The 21,997-nt window shown below is 62.6% G+C and carries 22 protein-coding genes and 1 riboswitch; of the genes, 10 read left to right on the forward strand and 12 right to left on the reverse strand.

From position 1 onward, the window contains the following. Positions 1-30 precede the first annotated feature (30 nt). Positions 31-1,206: a murein transglycosylase A gene (locus WIN67_RS28715; RefSeq protein WP_300246840.1), complete on the forward strand. Its 1,176-nt coding sequence runs from the start codon at positions 31-33 to the stop codon at positions 1,204-1,206. A 66-nt stretch (positions 1,207-1,272) separates the two neighbouring features. Here WIN67_RS28715 and WIN67_RS28720 read toward each other — a convergent pair whose 3' ends face one another. After that, positions 1,273-1,656 carry an MAPEG family protein gene (locus tag WIN67_RS28720; protein WP_339070356.1) on the reverse strand — a complete coding sequence of 128 codons (384 nt, stop codon included), beginning with the start codon at positions 1,654-1,656 and terminating at the stop codon, positions 1,273-1,275. Between the two features lie 34 nt (positions 1,657-1,690). After that, positions 1,691-2,524 carry an EamA family transporter gene (locus WIN67_RS28725; protein WP_170001831.1) on the reverse strand — a complete coding sequence of 278 codons (834 nt, stop codon included), beginning with the start codon at positions 2,522-2,524 and terminating at the stop codon, positions 1,691-1,693. A 365-nt stretch (positions 2,525-2,889) separates the two neighbouring features. On the opposite strand from WIN67_RS28725, the gene WIN67_RS28730 reads away from it, so the two are divergent. Continuing rightward, positions 2,890-4,149: a sodium:proton antiporter gene (locus WIN67_RS28730; RefSeq protein ID WP_339070357.1), complete on the forward strand. Its 1,260-nt coding sequence runs from the start codon at positions 2,890-2,892 to the stop codon at positions 4,147-4,149. Here the strand turns inward: WIN67_RS28730 and WIN67_RS28735 are convergent, their stop codons facing one another. Together WIN67_RS28735 and WIN67_RS28740 are read right to left on the reverse strand one after the other, a co-directional pair. Continuing rightward, positions 4,150-5,037: a formate/nitrite transporter family protein gene (locus tag WIN67_RS28735; RefSeq protein WP_102862046.1), complete on the reverse strand. Its 888-nt coding sequence runs from the start codon at positions 5,035-5,037 to the stop codon at positions 4,150-4,152. Between the two features lie 118 nt (positions 5,038-5,155). Then, positions 5,156-5,551: an acyl-CoA thioesterase gene (locus tag WIN67_RS28740; RefSeq protein ID WP_060841501.1), complete on the reverse strand. Its 396-nt coding sequence runs from the start codon at positions 5,549-5,551 to the stop codon at positions 5,156-5,158. A 199-nt stretch (positions 5,552-5,750) separates the two neighbouring features. Beyond that, positions 5,751-5,857, forward strand: a riboswitch (S-adenosyl-L-homocysteine riboswitch). Positions 5,858-5,878: 21 nt separating this feature from the next. Here WIN67_RS28740 and ahcY point away from each other — a divergent pair. From ahcY to WIN67_RS28760, 4 genes are all read left to right on the forward strand, one after another. Beyond that, entirely contained in the window at positions 5,879-7,288 is a 1,410-nt protein-coding gene (ahcY, locus tag WIN67_RS28745; protein ID WP_102862047.1) for an adenosylhomocysteinase, read from the forward strand. Positions 7,289-7,477: 189 nt separating this feature from the next. Next, positions 7,478-8,323 carry a methylenetetrahydrofolate reductase [NAD(P)H] gene (gene metF / locus WIN67_RS28750; protein WP_170001829.1) on the forward strand — a complete coding sequence of 282 codons (846 nt, stop codon included), beginning with the start codon at positions 7,478-7,480 and terminating at the stop codon, positions 8,321-8,323. Positions 8,324-8,443: 120 nt separating this feature from the next. Next, on the forward strand, positions 8,444-9,259 hold the full coding sequence (locus WIN67_RS28755; protein WP_110594367.1) for a substrate-binding periplasmic protein: 816 nt from the start codon (positions 8,444-8,446) through the stop codon (positions 9,257-9,259). Positions 9,260-9,482: 223 nt separating this feature from the next. Next, positions 9,483-11,351: a DEAD/DEAH box helicase gene (locus tag WIN67_RS28760; protein WP_102862050.1), complete on the forward strand. Its 1,869-nt coding sequence runs from the start codon at positions 9,483-9,485 to the stop codon at positions 11,349-11,351. 302 nt (positions 11,352-11,653) lie between these two features. On the opposite strand, the gene WIN67_RS28765 is transcribed toward WIN67_RS28760, so the two are convergent. Further along, positions 11,654-12,250, reverse strand: a complete 597-nt coding sequence (locus WIN67_RS28765) for a YceI family protein (protein WP_031320659.1) — start codon at positions 12,248-12,250, stop codon at positions 11,654-11,656. A gap of 32 nt (positions 12,251-12,282) precedes the next feature. Further along, positions 12,283-12,834: a cytochrome b gene (locus WIN67_RS28770; protein ID WP_102881143.1), complete on the reverse strand. Its 552-nt coding sequence runs from the start codon at positions 12,832-12,834 to the stop codon at positions 12,283-12,285. A gap of 298 nt (positions 12,835-13,132) precedes the next feature. Here WIN67_RS28770 and WIN67_RS28775 point away from each other — a divergent pair, with 298 nt between their 5' ends. Together WIN67_RS28775 and WIN67_RS28780 are read left to right on the forward strand one after the other, a co-directional pair. Beyond that, positions 13,133-14,539, forward strand: a complete 1,407-nt coding sequence (locus WIN67_RS28775) for an adenosylmethionine--8-amino-7-oxononanoate transaminase (RefSeq protein WP_339070358.1) — start codon at positions 13,133-13,135, stop codon at positions 14,537-14,539. Positions 14,540-14,660: 121 nt separating this feature from the next. Continuing rightward, a complete protein-coding gene (locus tag WIN67_RS28780) occupies positions 14,661-15,380 on the forward strand; it encodes a 16S rRNA (uracil(1498)-N(3))-methyltransferase (protein WP_102881145.1) in 720 nt (239 codons plus the stop codon). 87 nt (positions 15,381-15,467) lie between these two features. Here WIN67_RS28780 and WIN67_RS28785 read toward each other — a convergent pair whose 3' ends face one another. From WIN67_RS28785 to WIN67_RS28795, 3 genes are read right to left on the reverse strand one after another with little or no spacing between them, the layout of a single operon-like run. Next, positions 15,468-16,370 carry a transporter substrate-binding domain-containing protein gene (locus WIN67_RS28785; RefSeq protein WP_102862053.1) on the reverse strand — a complete coding sequence of 301 codons (903 nt, stop codon included), beginning with the start codon at positions 16,368-16,370 and terminating at the stop codon, positions 15,468-15,470. A 29-nt stretch (positions 16,371-16,399) separates the two neighbouring features. Continuing rightward, complete coding sequence (locus WIN67_RS28790; RefSeq protein WP_102862054.1) at positions 16,400-16,750, reverse strand: RidA family protein; 351 nt, start codon at positions 16,748-16,750, stop codon at positions 16,400-16,402. A 21-nt stretch (positions 16,751-16,771) separates the two neighbouring features. Then, the gene (locus WIN67_RS28795; protein ID WP_339070359.1) at positions 16,772-18,013 is read right to left on the reverse strand and encodes a D-amino acid dehydrogenase; all 1,242 of its coding nucleotides are present in this window, start codon (positions 18,011-18,013) and stop codon (positions 16,772-16,774) included. Positions 18,014-18,119: 106 nt separating this feature from the next. On the opposite strand from WIN67_RS28795, the gene WIN67_RS28800 reads away from it, so the two are divergent. Beyond that, positions 18,120-19,025: a LysR family transcriptional regulator gene (locus WIN67_RS28800; RefSeq protein ID WP_339070360.1), complete on the forward strand. Its 906-nt coding sequence runs from the start codon at positions 18,120-18,122 to the stop codon at positions 19,023-19,025. Here WIN67_RS28800 and trhA read toward each other — a convergent pair. Further along, on the reverse strand, positions 19,020-19,637 hold the full coding sequence (trhA, locus tag WIN67_RS28805; RefSeq protein WP_102881150.1) for a PAQR family membrane homeostasis protein TrhA: 618 nt from the start codon (positions 19,635-19,637) through the stop codon (positions 19,020-19,022). The genes WIN67_RS28800 and trhA overlap by 6 nt on opposite strands. 155 nt (positions 19,638-19,792) lie before the next feature. Here trhA and WIN67_RS28810 point away from each other — a divergent pair, with 155 nt between their 5' ends. Then, positions 19,793-20,710: a LysR family transcriptional regulator gene (locus WIN67_RS28810; RefSeq protein ID WP_047306474.1), complete on the forward strand. Its 918-nt coding sequence runs from the start codon at positions 19,793-19,795 to the stop codon at positions 20,708-20,710. Positions 20,711-20,822: 112 nt separating this feature from the next. Here the strand turns inward: WIN67_RS28810 and madM are convergent, their stop codons facing one another. Both madM and madL read right to left on the reverse strand, forming a co-directional pair. Further along, positions 20,823-21,590, reverse strand: a complete 768-nt coding sequence (madM, locus tag WIN67_RS28815) for a malonate transporter subunit MadM (protein ID WP_102881151.1) — start codon at positions 21,588-21,590, stop codon at positions 20,823-20,825. Between the two features lie 5 nt (positions 21,591-21,595). Next, complete coding sequence (gene madL, locus WIN67_RS28820) at positions 21,596-21,988, reverse strand: malonate transporter subunit MadL (RefSeq protein ID WP_102881152.1); 393 nt, start codon at positions 21,986-21,988, stop codon at positions 21,596-21,598. Positions 21,989-21,997: the final 9 nt, after the last annotated feature.

A 21,997-nucleotide genomic window follows, 5' to 3' on the forward strand; every position in this document is an offset into this window, starting at 1 on the left:
TCTGTGGATAACCCTTCAAGGAAATACAGCATGAACCCGAGCTTCCTCCGCTGGCGTCGCCACCTGCTCTGGACCCTGCCAGCCCTGGCGCTGCTTGCCGGCTGCAACGGCGGCGATAACGGCAAGCCTGCGCCAACCCACGCCTTGGCCACCTACAACAGTACGCCCTGGGAGTCGTTGCCCAGCGTAGCCGATAACGACCTGCTGGCCGGCTTCGGCTCCTGGCGCAGTGCCTGCAACCGCCTGAAAGCCGACCCGGTGTGGGGCGCCACCTGTTCTGCAGCGGCCAACGTGCCACAGACTCCGGCCGCCATCCGCGACTTTCTCAAGGAACACCTGGAAGTCTATGGGCTGCGCTCGGGCAGCGGCAGCAGCACCGGCTTGATCACCGGCTATTACGAACCGGTGTATCCCGGCAGCCTGACCCAGACCCGAACGGCCAATGTACCGGTGTACGGCGTGCCGGACGACATGATCATCGTCGCCCTGGACAGCCTCTATCCGGAACTCAAGGGCAAGCGCCTGAGGGGCCGCCTCGAAGGCCGGGTGCTCAAGCCCTATGACGATGCCGCGACCATCGAAGCCAAGGGGGTGAAGGCTCCGGTGCTGGCCTGGCTGACCGATCCGATGGACCTGCAATTCCTGCAGATCCAGGGGTCGGGAAGGATCCAGCTGGATGACGGTCGCCAACTGCGGATCGGCTACGCCGACCAGAACGGCCACCCGTACCGGCCCATCGGCCGCTGGCTGGTGGAGCAGGGGGAACTGAAAAAAGAGGACGTGACCATGGGCACCATCGCCGCCTGGGCCAAGGCCCATCCGACGCGGATTCCCGAACTGCTGGGCAGCAACCCGAGCTACGTGTTCTTCAATCGCAACCCGGACAGCAACGAAGGCCCCCGTGGCTCATTGAACGTGCCGCTGACTTCCGGCTACAGCGTCGCAGTGGATCGCAAGGTCATTCCCCTGGGCAGCCTCTTGTGGCTGTCCACCACTCGTCCCGACGGCAGCAGCCTGGTACGTCCCGTAGCCGCTCAGGACACGGGCGGCGCGATCACCGGAGAAGTCCGTGCCGATTTGTTCTGGGGCACCGGCGAGGCGGCCGGGCAACTGGCCGGCGACATGAAGCAGCAGGGGCAGATCTGGATGCTCTGGCCCAAGGGCGCGGCGCTGCCCAAAGTACCGGAAGTGCCCGATACCCCTTGACCCCAGTAGCAGCCGGCTTGCCGGCGGAGGCGACCATGAAGACGCTTTCGCCGGCAAGAGGGTGTTTCAGACTGAAACGAAGAAGAAACTGGCGATCAGGCCCATGCCCACGAACCACACCAGGGACCGCAGGATCGCCCAGTCCGCCAGGTAGCAGATCATGTACAGCAGGCGGCTGGTGACAAACAGCACCGCCAGGACGTTGATGGTCACCAGTTCGGCGTTACCCGCCACATGGGCAATGATCACTGCCGCAGCAAATGCCGGGGTCACCTCGAAACCATTGAGCTGCGCGTTGTGGGCACGCTTGGGCAGCCCATCCAGGGTACTCAGGAACGCCCGTGGGTCATGGTTGTAGCGAAGCCCGTATTTGCCTGCGCCCTTGGCGATGGCGGTACACAGGTAGGGCAGAACAATTGCGATCAACACACACCAGAAAGCGACAGTCATGGAGCAAATCCTTTTTTAGAGTTTTAGGGGGTGTTCAGAACTTCATCACCAACATGCCAATCAGCACCAATCCACAGGCTAAGAGCCGTGGCCGGCCGAAAGGTTCTTTCAGGTAGCGCATACCGAACAGCACCACCAGAATCACACTGATTTCACGCAGCGCCGCCGCTTCTGCAATCGAGCCCAACTGCATGGCCCAAAGCACCAGAGCGTAGCTGAACAGTACACAGAAGCCGACGCTCAGCCCCAAGCGCCACTGCTCACGCCAGAACTGCGCGAACGCGGGCCGCTTCCACACCACAGCCACCAGGGGAAAAGGCCAGGCGCTGAGCAGCGTGACCCAGGTCAGGTAGTCCAGCGGGTGCGACCAGCGGCGCAGGGCCTGGCCGTCGATAAAGGTATAGCAACCGATGCACAGGCCGATCAGCGCCACCACCGGCAGCATGCTCCAGGGCAGGCGCGCGCCGCCTCCGCCTTGCCAGAGCAGACACAGCATGCCGAAGGGAATCAGCAGGATGCCGAGGATTTGCTGGGTGCTCAGGACCTCGCCGGCAAAAATCAGGGTCAGGGCCAGCACCACCAGGGGCGACAAGCCGCGCATCAACGGATAGACCAGCCCCAGGTCACCTACCCGATACGCCTGGATCAGCAGATAGCGGTACAAGAGTTCGAAGGCCGCCGAGGCGATGATCCAGGGCCAGATCTGCGGCGGCGGCCACTGCAGGAAAAACAGCATGATTGCCACGAACAGCAACGCCACGCTGTCCATGCAGGCCACTACCAGCAATCGTTCACCGCTGAACTTGATCAGGGTGTTCCATGCCGCATGCAGCAGCGCCGCCACCAGAACCAGACTTGTCGCCAGCACCTCACACTCCCTGTTTGCCTGAAGGTCATCGGATCTCGTGCGGCACGGTCATGCTTGGGCAGAGTGCCCGACCACAGAGCGGGAATCCTCGCATGCCGGCTGCCCGGCTTGCACTGGTTGCCCGCTTTTTTGGCAGTGGCGACAGCGAATTCGGCAGCATGGGCGTGCCCGGGGCACTTTTACCGCCAGGCCTGCAACGTCGCCCCCTCGCTGCGGTCAATGGGTGCGGCTCAACAGCATTGCCGTGGCAAGGGAGCGGACTCCCGCGCCACAACGAACTGTGTCCCGTCCCGTCGCCGGCACATCAAACCTTTGGCCTGAAAGAGTTCAGGCTGCTTTTCCTGCGATCATCCAAAGGAGTCCGGATGCTTGAACTTGTCGCTGCTTTTATCTGCCTGACCACCCTGCTCACCTACGTCAACTTCCGTTTTATCGGCCTGCCGCCGACCATCGGCGTGATGGTCACCGCCCTGCTCTTTTCCTTGTTGCTGCAAGGACTGAGCTACATCGGTTTCCCCGGCCTGGAAGAGCATGTCGAGGAACTGATCGGCAAGATCGACTTCGGCGACCTGCTGATGAACTGGATGCTGTCGTTCCTGCTGTTCGCCGGCGCCCTGCACGTCAACCTCAACGATCTGCGCAGCTATCGCTGGCCCATCGGCCTGTTGGCCACCGTCGGCGTGCTGATCGCCACCTTCGTCATCGGCAGCCTGGCCTACTGGATCTTCGGCCTGTTCGGCTGGCACGTGAGCTTCCTCTATTGCCTGCTGTTCGGCGCACTGATTTCCCCCACCGACCCCATCGCGGTGCTGGGCGTACTGCGGACCGCCAACGCCTCCAAGCCGCTGAAGACCACTATCGTCGGCGAGTCGCTGTTCAACGACGGCACGGCGGTCGTGGTGTTCACCGTGCTGCTGGGCATCGCCCAACTGGGTGAAACCCCGACGGTGAGCGCCACTGCCTGGCTGTTCGTGCATGAAGCCATCGGCGGCGTGGTGTTCGGCGGGCTGATCGGCTACCTGGTGTACCTGATGATCAAGAGCATCGAGCAGCACCAGATCGAAGTGATGCTGACCCTGGCTCTAGTGATCGGTGGTTCGGCCATGGCCAGTGAGATCCACGTATCAGCACCGATCGCCATGGTGGTAGCCGGCCTGATCATCGGCAATCTGGGGCGCAACCTGGCGATGAACGACATGACCCGGCGTTACCTGGATGGTTTCTGGGAACTGCTGGACGACATGCTCAACGCCCTGCTGTTCGCCCTGATCGGCCTGGAACTGTTGCTGCTGCCGTTCAACTGGCTGCACCTGGCGGCCGCGAGCCTGCTGGCAGTGGCTATCGTACTGTCGCGCCTGTTGACCGTGGCCCCGGCAATCCTCCTGCTGCGCCGCTGGCGCAGAGTGCCCCGGGGCACCATTCGCGTGCTGACCTGGGGTGGCCTGCGCGGTGGCGTCTCAGTGGCGCTGGCGCTGGCCCTGCCCCTGGGGCCGGAACGCGACCTGGTGCTGAGCATCACCTACATCGTGGTGCTGTCCTCGATCCTGCTGCAGGGTCTGAGCATCGGCAAGCTGGTGCGCCATGTCACCCAGGAAACCCCGGCAGCCAAGACCGAGGCCCACTGATCACTTCTTGATCTGTCGCGGATCGGGTGCCCCTGCCCGATCCGCGTTTTTGTTCGGCGTGCCGCTCTCGCTGCGCACCTGGGCATGGCTGATCAGAGCGAAGATGAAACTGCCGCCGATGATGTTCCCCGCCAGGGTCGGCCCGGCGAACACCTGCCAGAAATCCCGCCACCCCAACTCGCCGGCAAACACCAGGTAAGAGACTTCGGCCGAGCCCACCACGATGTGGGTGAAGTCCCCCAGCGCCATCAGGTAGGTGATGAGGATGATGATCCACATCTTGGCGCTCTCCATGGACGGAATCATCCACACCATGGTGGCGATCATCCAGCCGGAGATAATGCCCTTGGCGAACATCTGCGAGCTGTCGTTCTCCATCACCTTGCGGCCGATTTCCAGAAAGGCCTGGTCGGTTCGGCTGTCGAAGATCGGCAGGTGCAGCATCACGTAGGCCACCAGCAAGGTGCCGCACAGGTTACCCACCAGCACCACGCCCCATAAGCGCAACAACCGCCCGAAGTTCTGCAGGCTCGGCTTGCTCATCACCGGCAATACCGCGGTCAGAGTATTTTCCGTAAACAGTTGCTGGCGCGCGAGAATCACCGCCAGAAAGCCCGCACAGTAGCCGAAGCTGGCGATCACTTTGAAGGCTTCGCCATCCGGCAGGCGGGAGTTGAGCAGGCCCATGCCCATCAGGGACAGGCCCATGGTCAGGCCGGCAGCCAAGGCCGACCACCACAGGGCAGCGACGCTGCGCTCCAGCTCCTGATCGCCCTGGGTGCGGATGATTTCATGCAGGACCGCCGCGCGGGGCGGCTGGTTACGGTCGACGTCCTGCTGCTCCGCGGCCGAAAGACCGGGGGTTTTACCGTCGTGTCGAGTGTCCATGGGAGTCCTGAACCAGGTGGGTCGTATGAGTTACGACATGCGAGGTTCAGGGCTGTTCCGTTCGGATTGGAGACCTCAGGCTGGCGAATGGGGTCAAGGCCCTCGCCGGCGCCTGGGTTCAGGCCTCGTCCTTGAACTGGTCCTTGACGTATTTGATTTCGGTGCGCCCGTGAGGCGCCGGCAGGCCGTCTTCACCCAGGTTGACGAAGACCATCTTCTCTACGGTGAGAATGGATTTGCGGGTGATCTTGTTGCGCACTTCGCAGGTCAGGGTAATGGAGGTGCGACCGAATTCGGTGGCGGTGATGCCCAGCTCAATGATGTCGCCCTGGCGTGAGGCACTGACGAAGTTGATTTCCGAGATGTACTTGGTGACCACTCGCTGGTTGCCCAGCTGGACAATGGCGTAGATCGCCGCTTCTTCGTCGATCCAGCGCAACAGGCTGCCGCCGAACAGCGTGCCGTTGGGGTTGAGGTCTTCGGGCTTTACCCACTTGCGGGTGTGGAAATTCATATTCACTCCTGACCGTCCTGCCAATTGATGCCCGGCATAATGGCAGACCGGACGGTCATGCTCTACGCAACATCGACTATGGTCGCGATTAACGATCTTCATCCAGGCGACAGAAACACTTTTGGAAGTCTGGCTCTGGCGGCTATAATCGCCACCGTTTCAAAACGGTCATCTGCACTTGATACCGTTTTCCCGCCACCTGTCCGAGGGGCGCTGCAGCAGGCATGGCCTGTCAGGCTCGGATGGGGCGTTGTCGGTACAGGCTTCCCTGTACGGACACTAAACGCACAACGGCGCCCATTCGCACACTACGAATGGAGGCTCTTCATGAGCGCTGTAAACACGCCTGCAGATTTTACCGACTACAAAGTCGCCGACATTTCCCTGGCCGCCTGGGGCCGTCGCGAAACCATCATCGCCGAGTCGGAAATGCCCGCTCTGATGGGTCTGCGCCGCAAGTACCTGGCTGAACAGCCACTCAAGGGCGCGAAAATCCTCGGCTGCATCCACATGACCATTCAGACCGCCGTGCTGATCGAAACCCTGGTTGCCCTGGGTGCCGAAGTACGCTGGTCGTCCTGCAACATCTTCTCGACTCAAGACCAGGCCGCTGCCTCCATCGCCGCCGCCGGCATTCCTGTGTTCGCCTGGAAAGGCGAAACCGAACAAGAGTACGAGTGGTGCCTGGAGCAGACCATCCTCAAGGATGGCCAGCCTTGGGACGCCAACATGATCCTCGACGACGGCGGCGACCTGACCCAGCTGCTGCACGACAAATACCCACAGGTACTGGATCGCGTTCACGGCGTGACCGAAGAAACCACCACCGGCGTACACCGCCTGCTGGACATGCTGGCCAAGGGCGAGCTGAAGATTCCTGCGATCAACGTCAACGACTCGGTGACCAAGAGCAAGAACGACAACAAGTACGGCTGCCGTCACAGCCTGAACGACGCCATCAAGCGCGGCACCGACCACCTGCTGTCCGGCAAGCAAGCGCTGGTCATCGGCTACGGTGACGTGGGCAAGGGCTCGGCCCAGTCCCTGCGTCAGGAAGGCATGATCGTCAAGGTTTCCGAAGTCGACCCGATCTGCGCCATGCAAGCCTGCATGGACGGTTTCGAACTGGTTTCGCCGTTCATCGACGGTATCAACAACGGCACCGAAGCCTGCATCGACAAGGCGCTGCTGGGCAAGATCGACCTGATCGTGACCACCACCGGTAACGTCAATGTTTGCGACGCAAACATGCTCAAGGCCCTGAAAAAGCGCGCCGTGGTCTGCAACATCGGCCACTTCGACAACGAAATCGACACCGCTTTCATGCGCAAGCACTGGGCATGGGAAGAAGTGAAGCCACAGGTACACAAGATCCACCGTACCGGCCATGGCGATTTCGACCCACAGAACGACGACTACCTGATCCTGCTGGCCGAAGGCCGCCTGGTGAACCTGGGCAACGCCACTGGTCACCCAAGCCGCATCATGGACGGTTCGTTCGCCAACCAGGTTCTGGCGCAGATCTTCCTGTTCGGCCAGAAGTACGCCGACCTGTCGCCAGCCCAGAAAGCCGAGCGCCTGACCGTTGAAGTCCTGCCGAAGAAACTCGACGAAGAAGTGGCCCTGGAAATGGTTCGCGGCTTCGGCGGTGTGGTCACTCAACTGACCAAGCAACAGGCTGACTACATCGGCGTGACCGTCGAAGGTCCGTTCAAGCCAGACGCTTATCGCTACTAAGAGCAGCTGCAAGCGTTGAGCTTCAAGCGGCAAGCCAGGGCCACAAGCCGGGCTTGCCGCACAAAGCCTCACGCTTTGCCCCTATTTGCTTAAACAGTGTCAGGCAACAGGCTCCAGAATCAGGAGATGAGCGCACCCACGCTTCTCTTGGCGCTTTCAGCTTGCGGCTTGTAGCTGGAGGTTGCTTCCATGTCCCAAGATCGTCGCTACAGCTTCGAGTTCTTTCCGACCAAGACCGATGCTGGGCATGAAAAACTGCTTGCCACTGCCCGTCAGCTGGCCAGCTACAACCCCGACTTCTTCTCCTGCACCTACGGTGCCGGCGGCTCGACCCGTGATCGTACGGTCAACACCGTGCTGCAACTGGAGAGCGAAGTAAAAGTCCCTGCCGCACCGCACCTGTCTTGCGTCGGCGACAGCAAGGACGACCTGCGCGGTCTGCTGCAGCAGTATCAGGCAGCTGGCATCAAGCGCATCGTTGCCCTGCGCGGCGACCTGCCTTCGGGCATGGGCATGGCCAGCGGCGAGTTGCGCCACGCCAACGATCTGGTGAGCTTCATTCGTGAAGAAACCGGCAGCCACTTCCATATAGAAGTCGCCGCCTATCCGGAGATGCACCCGCAAGCGCGCAACTTCGAAGACGATCTCACCCATTTCGTACGCAAGGCCAATGCCGGTGCCGACAGTGCGATCACCCAGTACTTCTTCAATGCCGACAGCTACTTCTACTTCGTCGAGCGCGTGCAGAAGATGGGCGTAAACATCCCGATCGTGCCGGGCATCATGCCGATCACCAACTACAGCAAGCTGGCGCGTTTTTCCGACGCCTGCGGCGCGGAGATCCCTCGCTGGATCCGCAAGCAACTGGAAGCCTACGGTGACGACAGCGCCAGCATCCAGGCTTTCGGTGAGCAGGTCATCAGCCAGATGTGCGAGCGCCTGCTTCAAGGTGGAGCACCGGGCCTACATTTCTACACCCTGAACCAGGCCGACCCGAGCCTGGCCATCTGGAACAACCTGAAGCTGCCGCGCTGATCGGCAACCCTTCACCAGGCCCCGGCGTAAACCGGGGCCTTTTTATTTGCCCAAGCCTTGAGCCAGAGCGGCTGGAACTCCCCCTAGCAATTGCATGATCTCTCGTCGTAATCTCCAGCAATGTCCGTCATTGCCCAGCTGCTGATAGCCCTCCTCTGCACTTGCCTGAGCGTCGCCGCCCATGGCGAGAAGCTGCGCATTGTCACCGAACCCTGGGCGCCTTATGTCTATGAGGAAAACGGCAAGGCCCTGGGGCTGGACTACGAAACCACGGCCATTGTCTTTCAGCGTCTGGGGATAGAAGTAGAGTGGCAGTTCCTACCGTGGAAACGCTGCCTGGCCATGCTGGAAACCGGCCAGGCCGACGGAGCCCTGGATATCTTCCATAGCGACCAGCGCGACCGCACCTTGCTCTATCCCAGCGAACCTCTCTCGGATGTGGAGTTCGTGATGTTCTACGCCAAGCAGCGCCCACATCCGTTCAAGCATCTGGATGAACTCAAGGGCCTGACCATCGGCACCTCTCCCGGCTACCTGTATAGCGATGACTTCAGCAATTCGACCCTGTTCAACCGCGAGCCGGCACCGACCCATGAAGCCAACTTCGGCAAGCTGCTACTGGGACGCATCGACCTGTTGATCACCGACAAGCGAGTGGGCCAGCATCTGCTGGACAGCCTGGGCATTCGCGATCAGGTCAGCCAGAACCCTACGGTCATCAGCCGCCAGAGCCAGTACCTGGCGCTGCGCCGCAACGCCGGGATGGACCTTTTGGTGCAACGCTTCGGCGCCGAACTCAAGCGCTTCAAGCGCGAGCCGGCCTACGCCGAGTTGAGCGCCAAGTACGGGGCGGAACCTGTTCTGCCCCCTGTCAGGTCATCCTCTACCCGGGGGTCAGAAAAAACCGTTGAGCAGCAGGAAAGCAGCGCATACTGATTGCTCTGTTATACTCCGGCCTCCCGCCAGGCTCACGCCCGGACGCTGGAACCTGTTCAAGGCCTCTCCACCCCGCTACGGCGCAGCCAACCGGCCCGCGCGAGCCTGTGTTGGATGAGTCTTCAGGCCAGCAGGACCGGACGGGATTGCGTCCTCTTAAACGCCATTCACGCCCGGCAAGATTATCCCTTTGGGCCAAGCCCTCACTAAAACAGGATTACTCATGTCCTTTGCTTCCCTCGGTCTCTCCGAGGCTTTAGTCGGTGCCATCGAAGCCGCCGGCTACACCCAGCCTACTCCGGTGCAACAGCGGGCCATTCCCGCCGTGTTGCAAGGTCGCGATCTGATGGTCGCGGCACAGACAGGTACTGGTAAAACCGGCGGTTTCGCCCTCCCGATCCTGGAGCGGTTGTTTCCCAACGGTCACCCGGACAAATCCCAGCGTCACGGCCCGCGCCAACCGCGCGTACTGGTCCTGACCCCGACTCGCGAACTGGCCGCGCAAGTGCATGACAGCTTCAAGCTGTATGCCCGCGATCTGAAGTTCGTCAGCGCCTGCATCTTCGGCGGCGTCGGCATGAACCCGCAGGTCCAGGCCATGGCCCGTGGCGTCGATGTGCTGGTGGCGTGCCCCGGCCGCCTACTGGACCTGGCCGGCCAAGGCAGCGTCGATCTGTCTCACGTGGAAATCCTCGTGCTCGACGAAGCCGACCGCATGCTCGACATGGGCTTCGTCCATGACGTCAAGAAGGTCCTCGCCCGCCTGCCTGCCAAGCGTCAGAACCTGCTGTTCTCCGCGACCTTTTCCAAGGACATCACGGACCTGGCCGGCAAGTTGCTGCACAACCCCGAGCGCATCGAAGTCACCCCGCCGAACACCACGGTTGAGCGTATCGAGCAGCGGGTGTTCCGCCTGCCCGCCAGCCACAAACGCTCGCTGCTGGCGCACCTGATCACCGCTGGCGCCTGGGAACAGGTGCTGGTGTTCACGCGTACCAAGCACGGCGCCAACCGCCTGGCCGAGTACCTGGACAAGCACGGCCTGAGCGCTGTGGCGATCCACGGTAACAAGAGCCAGAACGCCCGCACCAAGGCCCTGGCCGATTTCAAGGCCGGCGACGTACGCATTCTGGTAGCCACCGATATCGCCGCCCGCGGCCTGGATATCGACCAACTGCCCCACGTGGTCAACTTCGAGCTGCCTAACGTCGACGAAGACTACGTGCACCGTATCGGTCGTACCGGCCGTGCCGGTCGCTCGGGCGAGGCCATCTCCCTGGTGGCTCCGGACGAAGAAAAACTGCTGAAAAGCATCGAGCGCATGACCAAGCAGAAGATCGCAGATGGCGACCTGATGGGCTTCGATGCCAGCGCCGTGGAAGCCGAGAAGCCGGAAGTGCGCGAGCGTCCGGACGTACGCAACCCGCGCAATCCTCGTGGTCCACGTGGCGACGGCCCGAACGGCGGCGGTGGCGGCGGTGGTCGCAAGGACAAGGGCAAGGACAAGGGCGGCAAAGACAAGCCGGCCCGTGGCGAGCGCCCGGCCCGCGAGCAGAAACCGCGTGAAGGCACTCCGGCCCGCGAACAGCGCCAGCCGACGCCACGTGCCGACCGGGCACCGGATGAGTTCCTCGACGACGACGTGGACAACTTCGGTAACCGCGCTGACTACGTCAGCCCATACCAGAACAAGAACAACCAGGGCCGTGGTCGCCGTCCAGGGGCTCCGGCCCAGGGCGCCGGTGCCGGCAATCCGCCACGCGGCGGCGCTGGTGGTGGCCAGGGTCGCTCCGGCAACCCACGCAACAGCAACGGCAGCACCACCGGCACCGCACCGGCCAAGCGCAGCGGCGGCCCACGCAACGGCGCCCCTCGTGACAGCCAGGGTCGTCGCGACGAGTCGCGCAATCGTCGCCCGAACCGTGACGAACAGCCACGCCAGGAGCCGGCAGTGCAGAATCCTCGGGGCAACCAGCCGAAGATCATGCACAAGGAGTCCAAGGCCGATCGCTTCCCGACGCCTGAGCAACTGGACCAGTTGCCGAGCCGCCCACGGGGCGAGAAGCCGGCACTGCTGACCCGCAATCGCTGAGTCCGCAGGCTGCAATGAAAAACGCCCCTGGTCGCAAGACCCGGGGCGTTTTTTGTGGCGGCTGGTCGAGGCCGCTTTCTGTAGCCGCTGCCGCAGGCTGCGAACGACGGGGAACCCGGCGCAAGGGCCTGCCAGGCTCACCGGGTTGCATGACGGGCAATAAAAAACGCCCCCGATTTGTGGTCGGGGGCGCTTTTTTGCCTTGGCGCAGGTTGCGATCAGTCCAATAAGGGCTGTGCGAATTGAATCGCGAAGGCCTGCGGGCCTTATCGCAGCCTGCGGCAGCGGCTACAGACGAAGCATTACTTCGCTTTCACACCTTCGAAGGTGATGTACAGGTCGACGTTGTTGGACGCCGGGCCCAGGTCCATCATCTTGCCGAAATCCTGGCGATTGATGCTGGTGGTGCCTTCGAAGCCGGCACGGTAGCCGCCCCATGGGTCCTTGCCTTCACCCAGGAAGGTGGCCTTGACCACAACCGGCTTGGTCACACCGTGCAGGGTCAGGTCGCCGGCCACGTCAGCGGTCAGCTTGCCGTCGGCATTCTTGCCGGTAGGCTTGACGCTGGTGGAGACGAACTTGGCATCGGCAAACTTGCCAGCGTCGAGGAAGTCCTTGCTGGTGATGTGCTTGTCACGTTCGGCGTGGTTGGTGAACACACTGGCGGTGCGCACATTGACTTCGATCTTGGCGTCTTCAGGCTTGGCCGCGTCGAAGCTGAACTTGCCGTCCAGGTCCTTGAAGGTACCGGTGATGAAGCTGTAGCCCAGGTGGCTGATCTTGAAGTCGACGAAGGCGTGCTGGCCTTCCTTGTCGATCACGTAGTCCGCTGCCATCACTTGACCGGCCGCCAATACAGCAGATCCGATTGCCAGAGCGGCGAGAGTCTTTTTCAACATGCTTTCTATTCCTTTTGAGTCGAGGTTGAACATCAGGCTTTGCGACCCAGCATTCGGCTGAGGGTCGCATCACGATCGATAAAGTGGTGCTTCAAGGCCGCCAGACCATGGATGCCGGCAAAGATCACCAGCGCCCAGGCCAGGTACAGATGCACCACGCCTGCTACATCTGCCTGGTCCGGCAGTCCGGAAACCAGGGCAGGAACTTCAAACAAGCCAAACACCGGGATACCGACGCCGTCTGCGGTGGAGATCAGGTAACCGGCAATCATGACCGCGAACAGACCCAGGTACAGGAACCCATGTCCCAACTTGGCCCCCAGGCGGGTCAGACGTCCATGATTGGCCGGTGCCGGTGGTGGTGGGCTGACAAAACGCCACAGCACCCGCAGCAGCATGATCGCAAACAGCGTCAGGCCAATACTCTTGTGCAGGTCCGGGGCGTCTTTGCGCCAGGTGCTGTAGTAGTCGAGACCGACCATCCACAGGCCCAGAGCGAACAATCCGAAGACGGCCAGGGCCACGCCCCAGTGCAGAACAATGCTTACCCAGCCGTAGCGCGAAGAAGAGTTACGTAACTGCATCGAGTTGCATCCTGTAAGAAACGCTGACCAAGACTAGCGATTTACCTATCGAATTAAAGCGAAAAATTTTGCTTTGAAATATCGAGAAATACGATCGATAGTCTGGGCCGGGCTCGTTAAGAAAAGATTAAGGACCGTTTCAGAAGACTCAGGGATAAACAAGGGCGGGTGCCCTGGCAGCTCTCAGGCACGTCTTTGCGTACAGGGCGCATTTGTCTGACCGCCGCCCCACACAATAGGTTGTCCCGCGGCCATGCATTGCATAGGCTTGCCCGATTCCGCCTCCAGGAGACTCTACATGGGCCTGAATAACCAGTGGATGCAACGCGATCTCGCGGTACTGTGGCATCCCTGCACCCAGATGAAAGACCACGAACAACTGCCTTTGATCCCCATCAAGCGCGGTGAAGGCGTCTGGCTGGAAGACTTTGAAGGCAAACGCTACCTGGACGCGGTCAGTTCCTGGTGGGTCAATGTATTCGGCCACGCCAATCCGCGCATCAACCAACGCATCAAGGATCAAGTGGACCAGCTGGAGCATGTGATCCTCGCCGGTTTCAGCCACCAGCCGGTGATCGAGCTGTCCGAGCGCCTGGTGCAGATCACCCCCGCAGGCCTGACCCGCTGCTTCTACGCCGACAACGGTTCGTCGTGCATCGAAGTGGCGATGAAGATGAGCTTCCACTACTGGCTCAACCGCGGCCAGCCGGCCAAGAAGCGCTTCGTCACCCTGAGCAACAGCTACCACGGCGAAACCATCGCTGCCATGTCGGTGGGCGACGTACCGCTGTTCACCGAGACCTACAAGGCCCTGCTGCTGGACACCCTCAAGGTGCCTAGCCCGGACTGCTACCTGCGTCCCGACGGCATGAGCTGGGAAGAGCATTCGCGAAACATGTTCGCCGCCATGGAACAGACCCTGGCCGAACACCACGACACGCTAGCCGCAGTCATCGTCGAGCCATTGATCCAGGGCGCCGGCGGCATGCGCATGTACCACCCGGTGTACCTCAAGCTGCTGCGCGAAGCCTGCGACCGCTACGGCGTGCACCTGATCCATGATGAGATCGCCGTGGGCTTCGGCCGCACCGGCAGCATGTTCGCCTGCGAGCAGGCCGGCATCCGTCCGGACTTTCTGTGCCTGTCCAAGGCCCTGACCGGCGGCTACCTGCCTCTGGCCGCGTGCATGACCACCGATGAGGTCTACAGCGCCTTCTACGATGACTACCCCACCCTGCGCGCCTTCCTCCACTCCCACAGCTACACCGGCAACCCGCTGGCCTGTGCGGCGGCGCTGGCGACCCTGGACATCTTCGAACAGGACAACGTCATCGAGAACAACCGCGCCCTGTCCCAGCGCATGGCCAGCGCCACTGCGCATCTGGTGGATCACCCCCACGTGGCCGAAGTGCGCCAGACCGGCATGGTCCTGGCCATCGAAATGGTCCAGGACAAGGCCAGCAAGAGCGCCTACCCGTGGCAGGAACGTCGCGGCCTGAAGGTGTTCCAGCACGCCCTGAAGCGCGGCGCCCTGTTGCGTCCCCTGGGCAACGTGGTGTATTTCCTGCCGCCCTACGTGATCACCCCGGAGCAGATCGACTTCCTCGCCGAAGTCGCCAGCGAAGGCATCGACATCGCCACCCGCGACAGCGTCAGCGTGGCCGTGCCCAAGGACTTCCACCCGGGCTTCCGCGATCCGGGCTGAGTCCCTCGCCCCGCTCCTGCACCCTCTGGCGCAGGAGCGGGCTTGTCAGCGAAGCGCTTCGACACGCACCGCACCATCGTTCATCGCCGGCAAGCCGGCTCCTACAGCACAGAGAAACCAGATGAGATTGTCCCGCTTCTTTATCGACGCCCCCTTGAGCCTTGGCGAACACGAACTGCCGGAAGCCCAGGCCCATTACATCGGACGCGTGCTGCGCATGGCCGAAGGTGATGCCTTGCAGGTGTTCGACGGCTCAGGGATGGAGTTTCGCGGCACGCTGGTGGAAGTGGGCAAGAAGCGGGTACGGGTGCAGCTGGATGAAAGCTTTGCCGGCCAGGACGAGTCACCGCTGCAGATTCACCTGGGCCAGGGCCTGTCCCGGGGCGAGCGCATGGACTGGGCGATCCAGAAAGCCACCGAGCTTGGGGTGAGCGAAATCACCCCGATCTTCAGCGAGCGTTGTGAAGTGCGGCTCAAGGACGAACGCGCCGACAAACGCCTGCTGCACTGGCGCCAGGTGGCCATCAGTGCCTGTGAGCAATGCGGTCGTTCCCGCGTTCCGCTGATTCATCCACCGGTATTGCTGGCGGACTGGATCAAACAGACCCAGGCGGACCTGAAACTGGTCCTGCATCCCGTGGCCCAGCCCCTGGAAAGCCACGCCAAACCCCAGACCCTGGCCTTCCTGATTGGCCCGGAAGGCGGCCTGTCCGATGCCGAAGTGGAGCAGGCCCACGGTGCAGGCTTTCTGCCTGCCCGTCTTGGCCCTCGCGTGCTGCGCACCGAAACCGCCCCCGTGGTCGCCCTGGCCGTGGCCCAGCAACTGTGGGGCGACTTCTGAGTTGAGCAAGGCCGGCTTGTGCAGGCGCTGGCTTGCCAGCGAAGGCGCCCACCAGCCCGGCACACCTTTCAGGGAGCTCTTCGCCGGTTATTGCACCGGGTCGCTGGTGGGCTGGGCGATGATCGCCTTCAGCTCGGCAGTCATGGGGAACTCCAGGTTCAGGCCCTTGGGCGGAATCGGCTGCTGGAACCAACGCTGGTAGATGCCGTTGATCTCGCCACTGCGATACAGATCCGCCAGGACCCCATTCACCAGGGCCAGGAATTGCGGGTCATCCTTGCGCACCATGCAGCTGTAGATCTCCCGCGACTGCTCCTCCCCCACCACCACCCAGTTGTGCGGGTCCCGCGCCTTGGCCCGTTCGCCGTAGAGCAGCGCATCATCCATGTAGAACGCCGCCGCACGCCCCGACTGCAGCATCTGGAACGCCTCGCCGTGGTCCTTGGCGCTGATCACGAACATGTCGATCTTGTGCTCGACGTTGTAACTCTTGAGAAACCGCTCGTTGGTGGTCCCCGCCGTGGTCACCACGTTCTTGCCCCGCAGGTCGGCGAAGCTTTTGATCCCACTGTCCTTGGCGGTCAAGAGTTGCCCTTTGACGTAGATAAAACCGTAGGAAAACGCCACCTGCTTCTGCCGCTCGGCGGTAACCCCAGTGGAACCGCACTCCAGGTCCACGGTGCCGTTCTGCACCAGGGGAATGCGCGTCTGCGAGGTCACCAGGTTGTACTTCACCTTCAGCTTGGGCAGGTGCAACTGCTGCTGGATGCGCTCCACCACCTTGCCCGCCAGCTCCACCGAATAGCCCATGGGCTGACCGCTGTTGTCACCGACGTAGGAAAAGGGCACCGAGGCATCGCGATAACCCAAGGTAATACTGGAGCTATTGGCGATCTTGGCCAGGGTGCCGTCCAGGGGCGCCTCATTGGCCTGGGAAACGGCGCTGAACAACAGCCCCAGGGTGCAGCCGAGCAACGTGATCTTATGCATTGTTATTCTCCGTTGTGGGTAGAGGTGATTCAGCGGCGAGCAGCGATGACGCTGATTTCGACGAGGATCTGCGGGCGCGCCAGGGCCGCCTGCAAGGTCGTGCGCGCCGGCGCCTGCCCGGGGGACAGCCAGGCCGACCAGACTTCGTTCATCACCGCGAAATCGGCCTGGATGTCCTTGAGGTAGATCGTCGCGCTCAAGAGATGATCCTTGTCGCTGCCCGCCTCGGCCAGCAAGGCGTCGATCTTCTCCAGGACCTCCCGGGTCTGGCCGCCGATGTCGCTGCTGGCCCCCGGCACCTGGCCGGAAAGGAACACCAGTCCGGCAAAGGTGACGGCGCCGCTGAGGCGATGGTTGCTGTGGATACGCTGGATACTCATCTGAAGACTCCTGTTGAACGTTCAGGCGACGCGGGGCGCCAGGCCCTGCATGTCGATGCTGGTGGAACGCTGGCCAATCAGTTCGCCCAGCAGCTGGCCACTGCCACAGGCCAGGGTGAATCCCAGCGCGCCGTGACCAAGGTTGAGCCACAGATTGCGATAGGCGGTGGCGCCGATCAGCGGCACGCCGCTGGGAGTGGCGGGACGCATCCCGGCCCATTCGCTGGCCGCCGCATAATCACCGGCGGCGGCGAAGGTCTGCTCGGCCTGACGCCGCATCAAGGCCAGCCGAGCCGGGTCCGGGGACGGATCGAAGCCGACGATGTCGACCATGGCCGCCACCCGCAACTGCTGGCCGATCCTGGCGTAGACGATCTTGCGGTTGTAGTCGGTGATGCTGATATCCGGCGCGCGGTGCTCAGGACCGATGGGCACGCTGAGGCTATAGCCCTTGAGCGGATACAGGGGCAGCTTGAGCCCGGGCAGGCGCAGCTCGGCGCTGCGGTGACCGGCCGCCAGCACCAGGTGCTCCACCGGTAAGAGCCGGTCGCCCAGATCGATGGCCTGCACCCGGTCGCCCTGGTGATGAATGCCCCGAACCCGCTGGCCCAGGAGCATCTCGCAACGCCCGGAAGCCCGCAGCCGCGCCGCCAACTGCTGGCAAAAGCCATGACAGTCGGCCACTTCCTCGTCGGGGGTGTGGATGCCGCCGACAAAGGGCGCGTCGCCCAGGGTCGGTTCCAGCGCCGCACACTCGGCGGCCGACAACACCTGCTGCTGGCGGTGGTCCGCGAGGTTGTGCCGGGCGTGGTCGAAGCTGCCACGCTCACGAAAGGTCACCAGCTTGCCATTGCGCCGCCAGTCGAAGCCCTGCAGGCCATCCTCTTCGCGCCAGCGTTGCAGGGTGCTCTGGCTGAGCAATGCCAAACGCAGCAGGTGGGCGCCATTGCGCTGGTTCACCGAATGCCGACAGGCGCCGAGAAACCCCGCCAACCAACGCCATTGCGCCGGGTCCAGGCGCGGACGCAGCTTGAGCGGCGAGTCGCCCTTGAGCATCCAGCCCAGGGCCTGCCAAGGCACTCCGGCATCGGCCAGGGGCGCTACATAGCGATAGGACAACTGTCCGCCATTGGCGAAGCTGGTCTGGCTGCCGAGGGCATCCTGGGCTTCCACCAGCGTCACTTCCAGGCCCTGGCGAACCAGGGCATAGGCGCTGGCCAGGCCAATGACGCCACCGCCGATGATGCAAACCCGCTGACTCATGACTGTCCCCGATCGCTTGTTGAATGGCGCAAGGTTAGGGGCAGGTGACAGGCGCCGAACAATGAATAAAGATGGACCACCCATAAACAAAGGTTATGGACTGCCCATGCGACTGCGTCACATCGAAATCTTCCAGGCCATTCGCCAGACCGGCTCCATCAGCGGCGCCGCGCAGCTGCTGCACGTCTCCCAGCCGGCAGTGAGCAAGGTCCTGCAGCACGCCGAACTGCAACTGGGTTTTCCGTTGTTCCTGCGGGTACGGGGCAAGTTGCAGCCCACGCCCGAAGCCCTGGAGCTGGAGCGGGAAGTGGACAAGGTCAGCGAAAGCCTGCAAGGGGTCAGGCGGCTGGCCCAGAACCTGCGCCGGGCGCCGGGCCAGAGCCTGCGCATCGGCGCCACCCCGGCCCTGGCCCTGGCCCTGCTGCCGCCGGCCATCAGCGAATGGACCCGCCGCTACCCGGACAGCCTGTGCGAACTGTCCAGCGCCCATAGCCGCGAACTGGTGCAGAACCTGCTGATGCGGGAAATCGATGTGGCCCTGACCCTGCAGCGGCCGGACCACCCCGGGCTCTGTGCACAGCCCCTGGCCGAGGGCGTGCTGGTGGCCCTGGCACCGCTGGACTACTGGCCGGAGCCAACCCGGGGCCAGCCACTGGCCCTGATGGAACTGGCGGATGCACCGCTGATTGGCCTGAGCAGCACCGATCCGCTGTCAGCCCGGCTCGACAGCTACCTCAAGACCGTGGAACCGCCGCCTCGGGTGAGCATTGCCGTGCAGACCTACTCCCTGGCCCGGGCCATGGTGGAGTCCGGTGCCGGGCTAGCCTTGATCGACCCCTTCACTGCCCTGGGCGCTTCACCCGCCAGCACCGCCATCCGCCCCCTGAGTCCGCCCCTGCCCATCACCCTGTACGCCGTGACCCGCACCGCCGAACCGCCGCCCCACACCCTGGCCAGCCTGCTGCAGATTTTCTCTCGTCAGGCCCAGGCCCAGCTGGACAACCCCTTATAGGACGTAGAACAGGATGGCGATGAAGTGCAGCAGGCTGCCGGCGATCACGAACAGGTGCCAGATGCCATGGGCATGACGCAGGCGGCTATCCAGGGCAAAGAAGATGATGCCCACGGTGTACAGCACGCCACCCGAGGCCAGCCAGGCAAAACCGGTGGGGCCCAAGGCCGCCAGCAGCGGCTTGACCGCCACCAGCACGATCCAGCCCATGACCGCGTAGATCACGATGGAGAGAATTCGCGCCTCGGAACGCGGCTTGATCTCCTGCAGGATGCCAATCAGCGCCAACCCCCAGACAATCCCGAACAGGGTCCAGCCCCAGGGCCCGCGCAGGGTCACCAGGCAGAAGGGGGTGTAGCTGCCGGCAATCAGCAGATAGATGGAAAAGTGATCGACCTTCTGCATGATGCCTTTGGCCCGCCCACGCACGCTGTGGTAGACCGTGGACACGCTGTAGAGCACCAGCAAGGTGAAGGAATAGATCGCCACACCGACGATCTTCCACGGGTCGCCATCGAGGCTGGCCAGCACCACCAGCCAGATCCCGCCGACAAACGCGGCGATCGCTCCCAGCAAGTGGGTCCAGGCGTTGAATCTTTCTCCGTGATACATCTGTCGCTCACCCTTGAAACATTGAAAAAACACGCAAGGCTCAGGCCTGCAGCTTGAAAGCGCAACATGTCTATTGGGGCACGGCCAATAAAAAACCAGCGGCCACGCCCTGACTCATCGGGCATCATCAGCCCCTCATCAGCCGAGGCCAGTCCATGCTCATCGACGAAGAGTTGACCCTGAAAAAGCTCGAAGTGTTTCTGGCCTTCATGCGCACCGGCAATCTGGCCCGCGCTGCCGCCGAGTTGCAGACCAGCAATGTCAGCGTGCACCGGGCCATCCACTCCCTGGAAAACGCCCTGCGCTGCCCGCTGTTCAAGCACGAAGGGCGCAACCTGACGCCGCTGGAAAGCGCCTTCGTCCTCGAAGAACGCGCCCAGAAGCTGGTCCAGGACGTGGTCGAGAGCGTGCGCCTGACCCGTGAAGCGGCTGGCTTCTCGGCAGAACGTTTCAAGCTCGGCGCGCTTTACTCGCTGACGGTGAAAACCGTGCCGCAGCTGATCATGGGCCTGAAGCTGCGCCGCAGTGAACTGAACATCGACCTGATCCTGGGCTCCAACATCGACCTGCTGTACAAGCTCAAGAACATGGAAGTGGACGCCATCCTGATTTCCCTGGACGACAGCGTCAACGATCCGGACTGCGAACAACTGCCGCTGTTTTCCGACGACATTTTCCTTGCCACTCCCGCCGATTCGCCCTTCGCCCAGCAGCGTGAAGTGGACCTGGCCGATGTGCGCGATGCCACCTTCATCACCCTGACCCAAGGCTTTGCCACTCATCAGGACGGAGTGCGGGTGTTCAAGCAGGCGGGGTTCGAACCCAAGGTAGCGATGCAGGTCAACGACATCTTCACCTTGCTGAGCATGGTCAGTTCAGGGGTGGGTTATGCGTTGCTGCCGGGGAGGATCGCGGCCGTCTACGAGAACCGCGTGAAACTGATACCGCTGCAGGCGCGCTACCGCCTGCAGCAACATATCGGCGTGGTGTTTCTCAAGGCCAAGGAGCGCGACCCGAACCTGTTGGCACTGTTGGCCGAATGCCGGATGTACGCCAATCGGCAAATCACGTAGGAAGCCGGTTCCTGCCAAAACGCGTCATTCGCAACACCGCAACCCGCCGTAAGCGAAGGCGTCCATAAGACCTGTGCACGTCTCAAAGGCCCCTTCGCCGGCAAGCCGGCGCCTACGCGCCCAGCAGGCCACGCATCAGCAGGAACAGCAGCGACGGCCCCAGCAGACAGCCCAGGGCCGTGTAGAACGCCGCCGTCAGGCAACCATAGGGCACCAGCTTCGGATCGGTGGCCGCCAAGCCCCCGGCGACGCCGCTGGAAGTGCCCATCAAGCCGCCGAAGATCACCGCGCTGCGCGGGTTGTTGAGGCCGATCAGCGGTGCCACGAAGGGTGTCATCACCATCACCAGAATCGCCTTGATCAACCCCGCGGCAATCGACAGTGCCATGACCTCGGAGCTGGCGCCGATGGCGGCGCCAGTCACCGGCCCGACGATGTAAGTCACCGCCCCGGCGCCAATGGTGGTCAGGCTCACCGCATCGGTGTAACCAAAGGCCATGGCCACCCCCACTCCCGCCACAAAGGACGAGCCAACCCCGACGAACAGCGCCAGCACCCCCACGAATCCGGCGCGCTTGAGCTCCTCGACACTGACACCGAAGGCGGTGGCGACAATCGCGAAGTCCCGCAGCATGGCCCCGCCCAACAAGCCGATGCCCGAAAGCAGCGGGATATCCACCACGCCCTTCTGCCCGCCGGTGAAGGCGCCGCCCACGTAGGACAGCACCAGCCCCAGCAGAATGGCGATGGCCGAGCCATGCAGGCGGCCCTTGGTAAAGGTGTTGGAGATCCAGTAGGAGACCCACATGGTGATCCCGATCACTGCAAAACCGCTGATCAGCCCGTAGCCGCTAATAACCTTCATCATCGATTCGTACATGGCCCTTACCCCACCGTTTTCTGAGGAGCGGCCACATCCGGCGCCTTGTTGCCGATGCGCACCAGCACCGGCACCAGGGCAAAGGCGATCACCACCGCCAGGGTGCCCGCCAGGATCGCCATCGGCCCGCCCTTGAGGGCGCCATACACGTTTTGCTGGGCGGCCATGGCCACCACGATGGGGATGTACACCGCGCCCCAGAACTCCACGCCCTGCTCGGACTTGCCGGCGAACAAGCCGCGCTTGTGCAGGTAGCTGCCCAGGCCGATCAACAGCAGCATGGCAATACCGACGCCGCCGACATTGGCCGGCACGCCGATCAATTTGCCCAGCAGCTCACCGATGAAAATACCCACCAGGGTACAAAAGGCCAGGAAGGCCACACCGTAGATAATCATTGTTGTTGT

Origin of the sequence: Pseudomonas idahonensis, assembly GCF_037903935.1 — a bacterium.
Lineage (GTDB): Bacteria > Pseudomonadota > Gammaproteobacteria > Pseudomonadales > Pseudomonadaceae > Aquipseudomonas > Aquipseudomonas danubii.

Coding starts and splice junctions, on each gene's coding strand:
- WIN67_RS28715 (WP_300246840.1), top strand. CDS start 31: ATGAACCCGAGCTTCCTCCGCTGGCGTCGCCACCTGCTCTGGACCCTG.
- WIN67_RS28720 (WP_339070356.1), bottom strand. CDS start 1,656: ATGACTGTCGCTTTCTGGTGTGTGTTGATCGCAATTGTTCTGCCCTAC.
- WIN67_RS28730 (WP_339070357.1), top strand. CDS start 2,890: ATGCTTGAACTTGTCGCTGCTTTTATCTGCCTGACCACCCTGCTCACC.
- WIN67_RS28735 (WP_102862046.1), bottom strand. CDS start 5,037: ATGGACACTCGACACGACGGTAAAACCCCCGGTCTTTCGGCCGCGGAG.
- WIN67_RS28740 (WP_060841501.1), bottom strand. CDS start 5,551: ATGAATTTCCACACCCGCAAGTGGGTAAAGCCCGAAGACCTCAACCCC.
- ahcY (WP_102862047.1), top strand. CDS start 5,879: ATGAGCGCTGTAAACACGCCTGCAGATTTTACCGACTACAAAGTCGCC.
- metF (WP_170001829.1), top strand. CDS start 7,478: ATGTCCCAAGATCGTCGCTACAGCTTCGAGTTCTTTCCGACCAAGACC.
- WIN67_RS28755 (WP_110594367.1), top strand. CDS start 8,444: ATGTCCGTCATTGCCCAGCTGCTGATAGCCCTCCTCTGCACTTGCCTG.
- WIN67_RS28760 (WP_102862050.1), top strand. CDS start 9,483: ATGTCCTTTGCTTCCCTCGGTCTCTCCGAGGCTTTAGTCGGTGCCATC.
- WIN67_RS28765 (WP_031320659.1), bottom strand. CDS start 12,250: ATGTTGAAAAAGACTCTCGCCGCTCTGGCAATCGGATCTGCTGTATTG.
- WIN67_RS28770 (WP_102881143.1), bottom strand. CDS start 12,834: ATGCAGTTACGTAACTCTTCTTCGCGCTACGGCTGGGTAAGCATTGTT.
- WIN67_RS28775 (WP_339070358.1), top strand. CDS start 13,133: ATGGGCCTGAATAACCAGTGGATGCAACGCGATCTCGCGGTACTGTGG.
- WIN67_RS28780 (WP_102881145.1), top strand. CDS start 14,661: ATGAGATTGTCCCGCTTCTTTATCGACGCCCCCTTGAGCCTTGGCGAA.
- WIN67_RS28785 (WP_102862053.1), bottom strand. CDS start 16,370: ATGCATAAGATCACGTTGCTCGGCTGCACCCTGGGGCTGTTGTTCAGC.
- WIN67_RS28790 (WP_102862054.1), bottom strand. CDS start 16,750: ATGAGTATCCAGCGTATCCACAGCAACCATCGCCTCAGCGGCGCCGTC.
- WIN67_RS28795 (WP_339070359.1), bottom strand. CDS start 18,013: ATGAGTCAGCGGGTTTGCATCATCGGCGGTGGCGTCATTGGCCTGGCC.
- WIN67_RS28800 (WP_339070360.1), top strand. CDS start 18,120: ATGCGACTGCGTCACATCGAAATCTTCCAGGCCATTCGCCAGACCGGC.
- trhA (WP_102881150.1), bottom strand. CDS start 19,637: ATGTATCACGGAGAAAGATTCAACGCCTGGACCCACTTGCTGGGAGCG.
- WIN67_RS28810 (WP_047306474.1), top strand. CDS start 19,793: ATGCTCATCGACGAAGAGTTGACCCTGAAAAAGCTCGAAGTGTTTCTG.
- madM (WP_102881151.1), bottom strand. CDS start 21,590: ATGTACGAATCGATGATGAAGGTTATTAGCGGCTACGGGCTGATCAGC.
- madL (WP_102881152.1), bottom strand. CDS start 21,988: ATGATTATCTACGGTGTGGCCTTCCTGGCCTTTTGTACCCTGGTGGGT.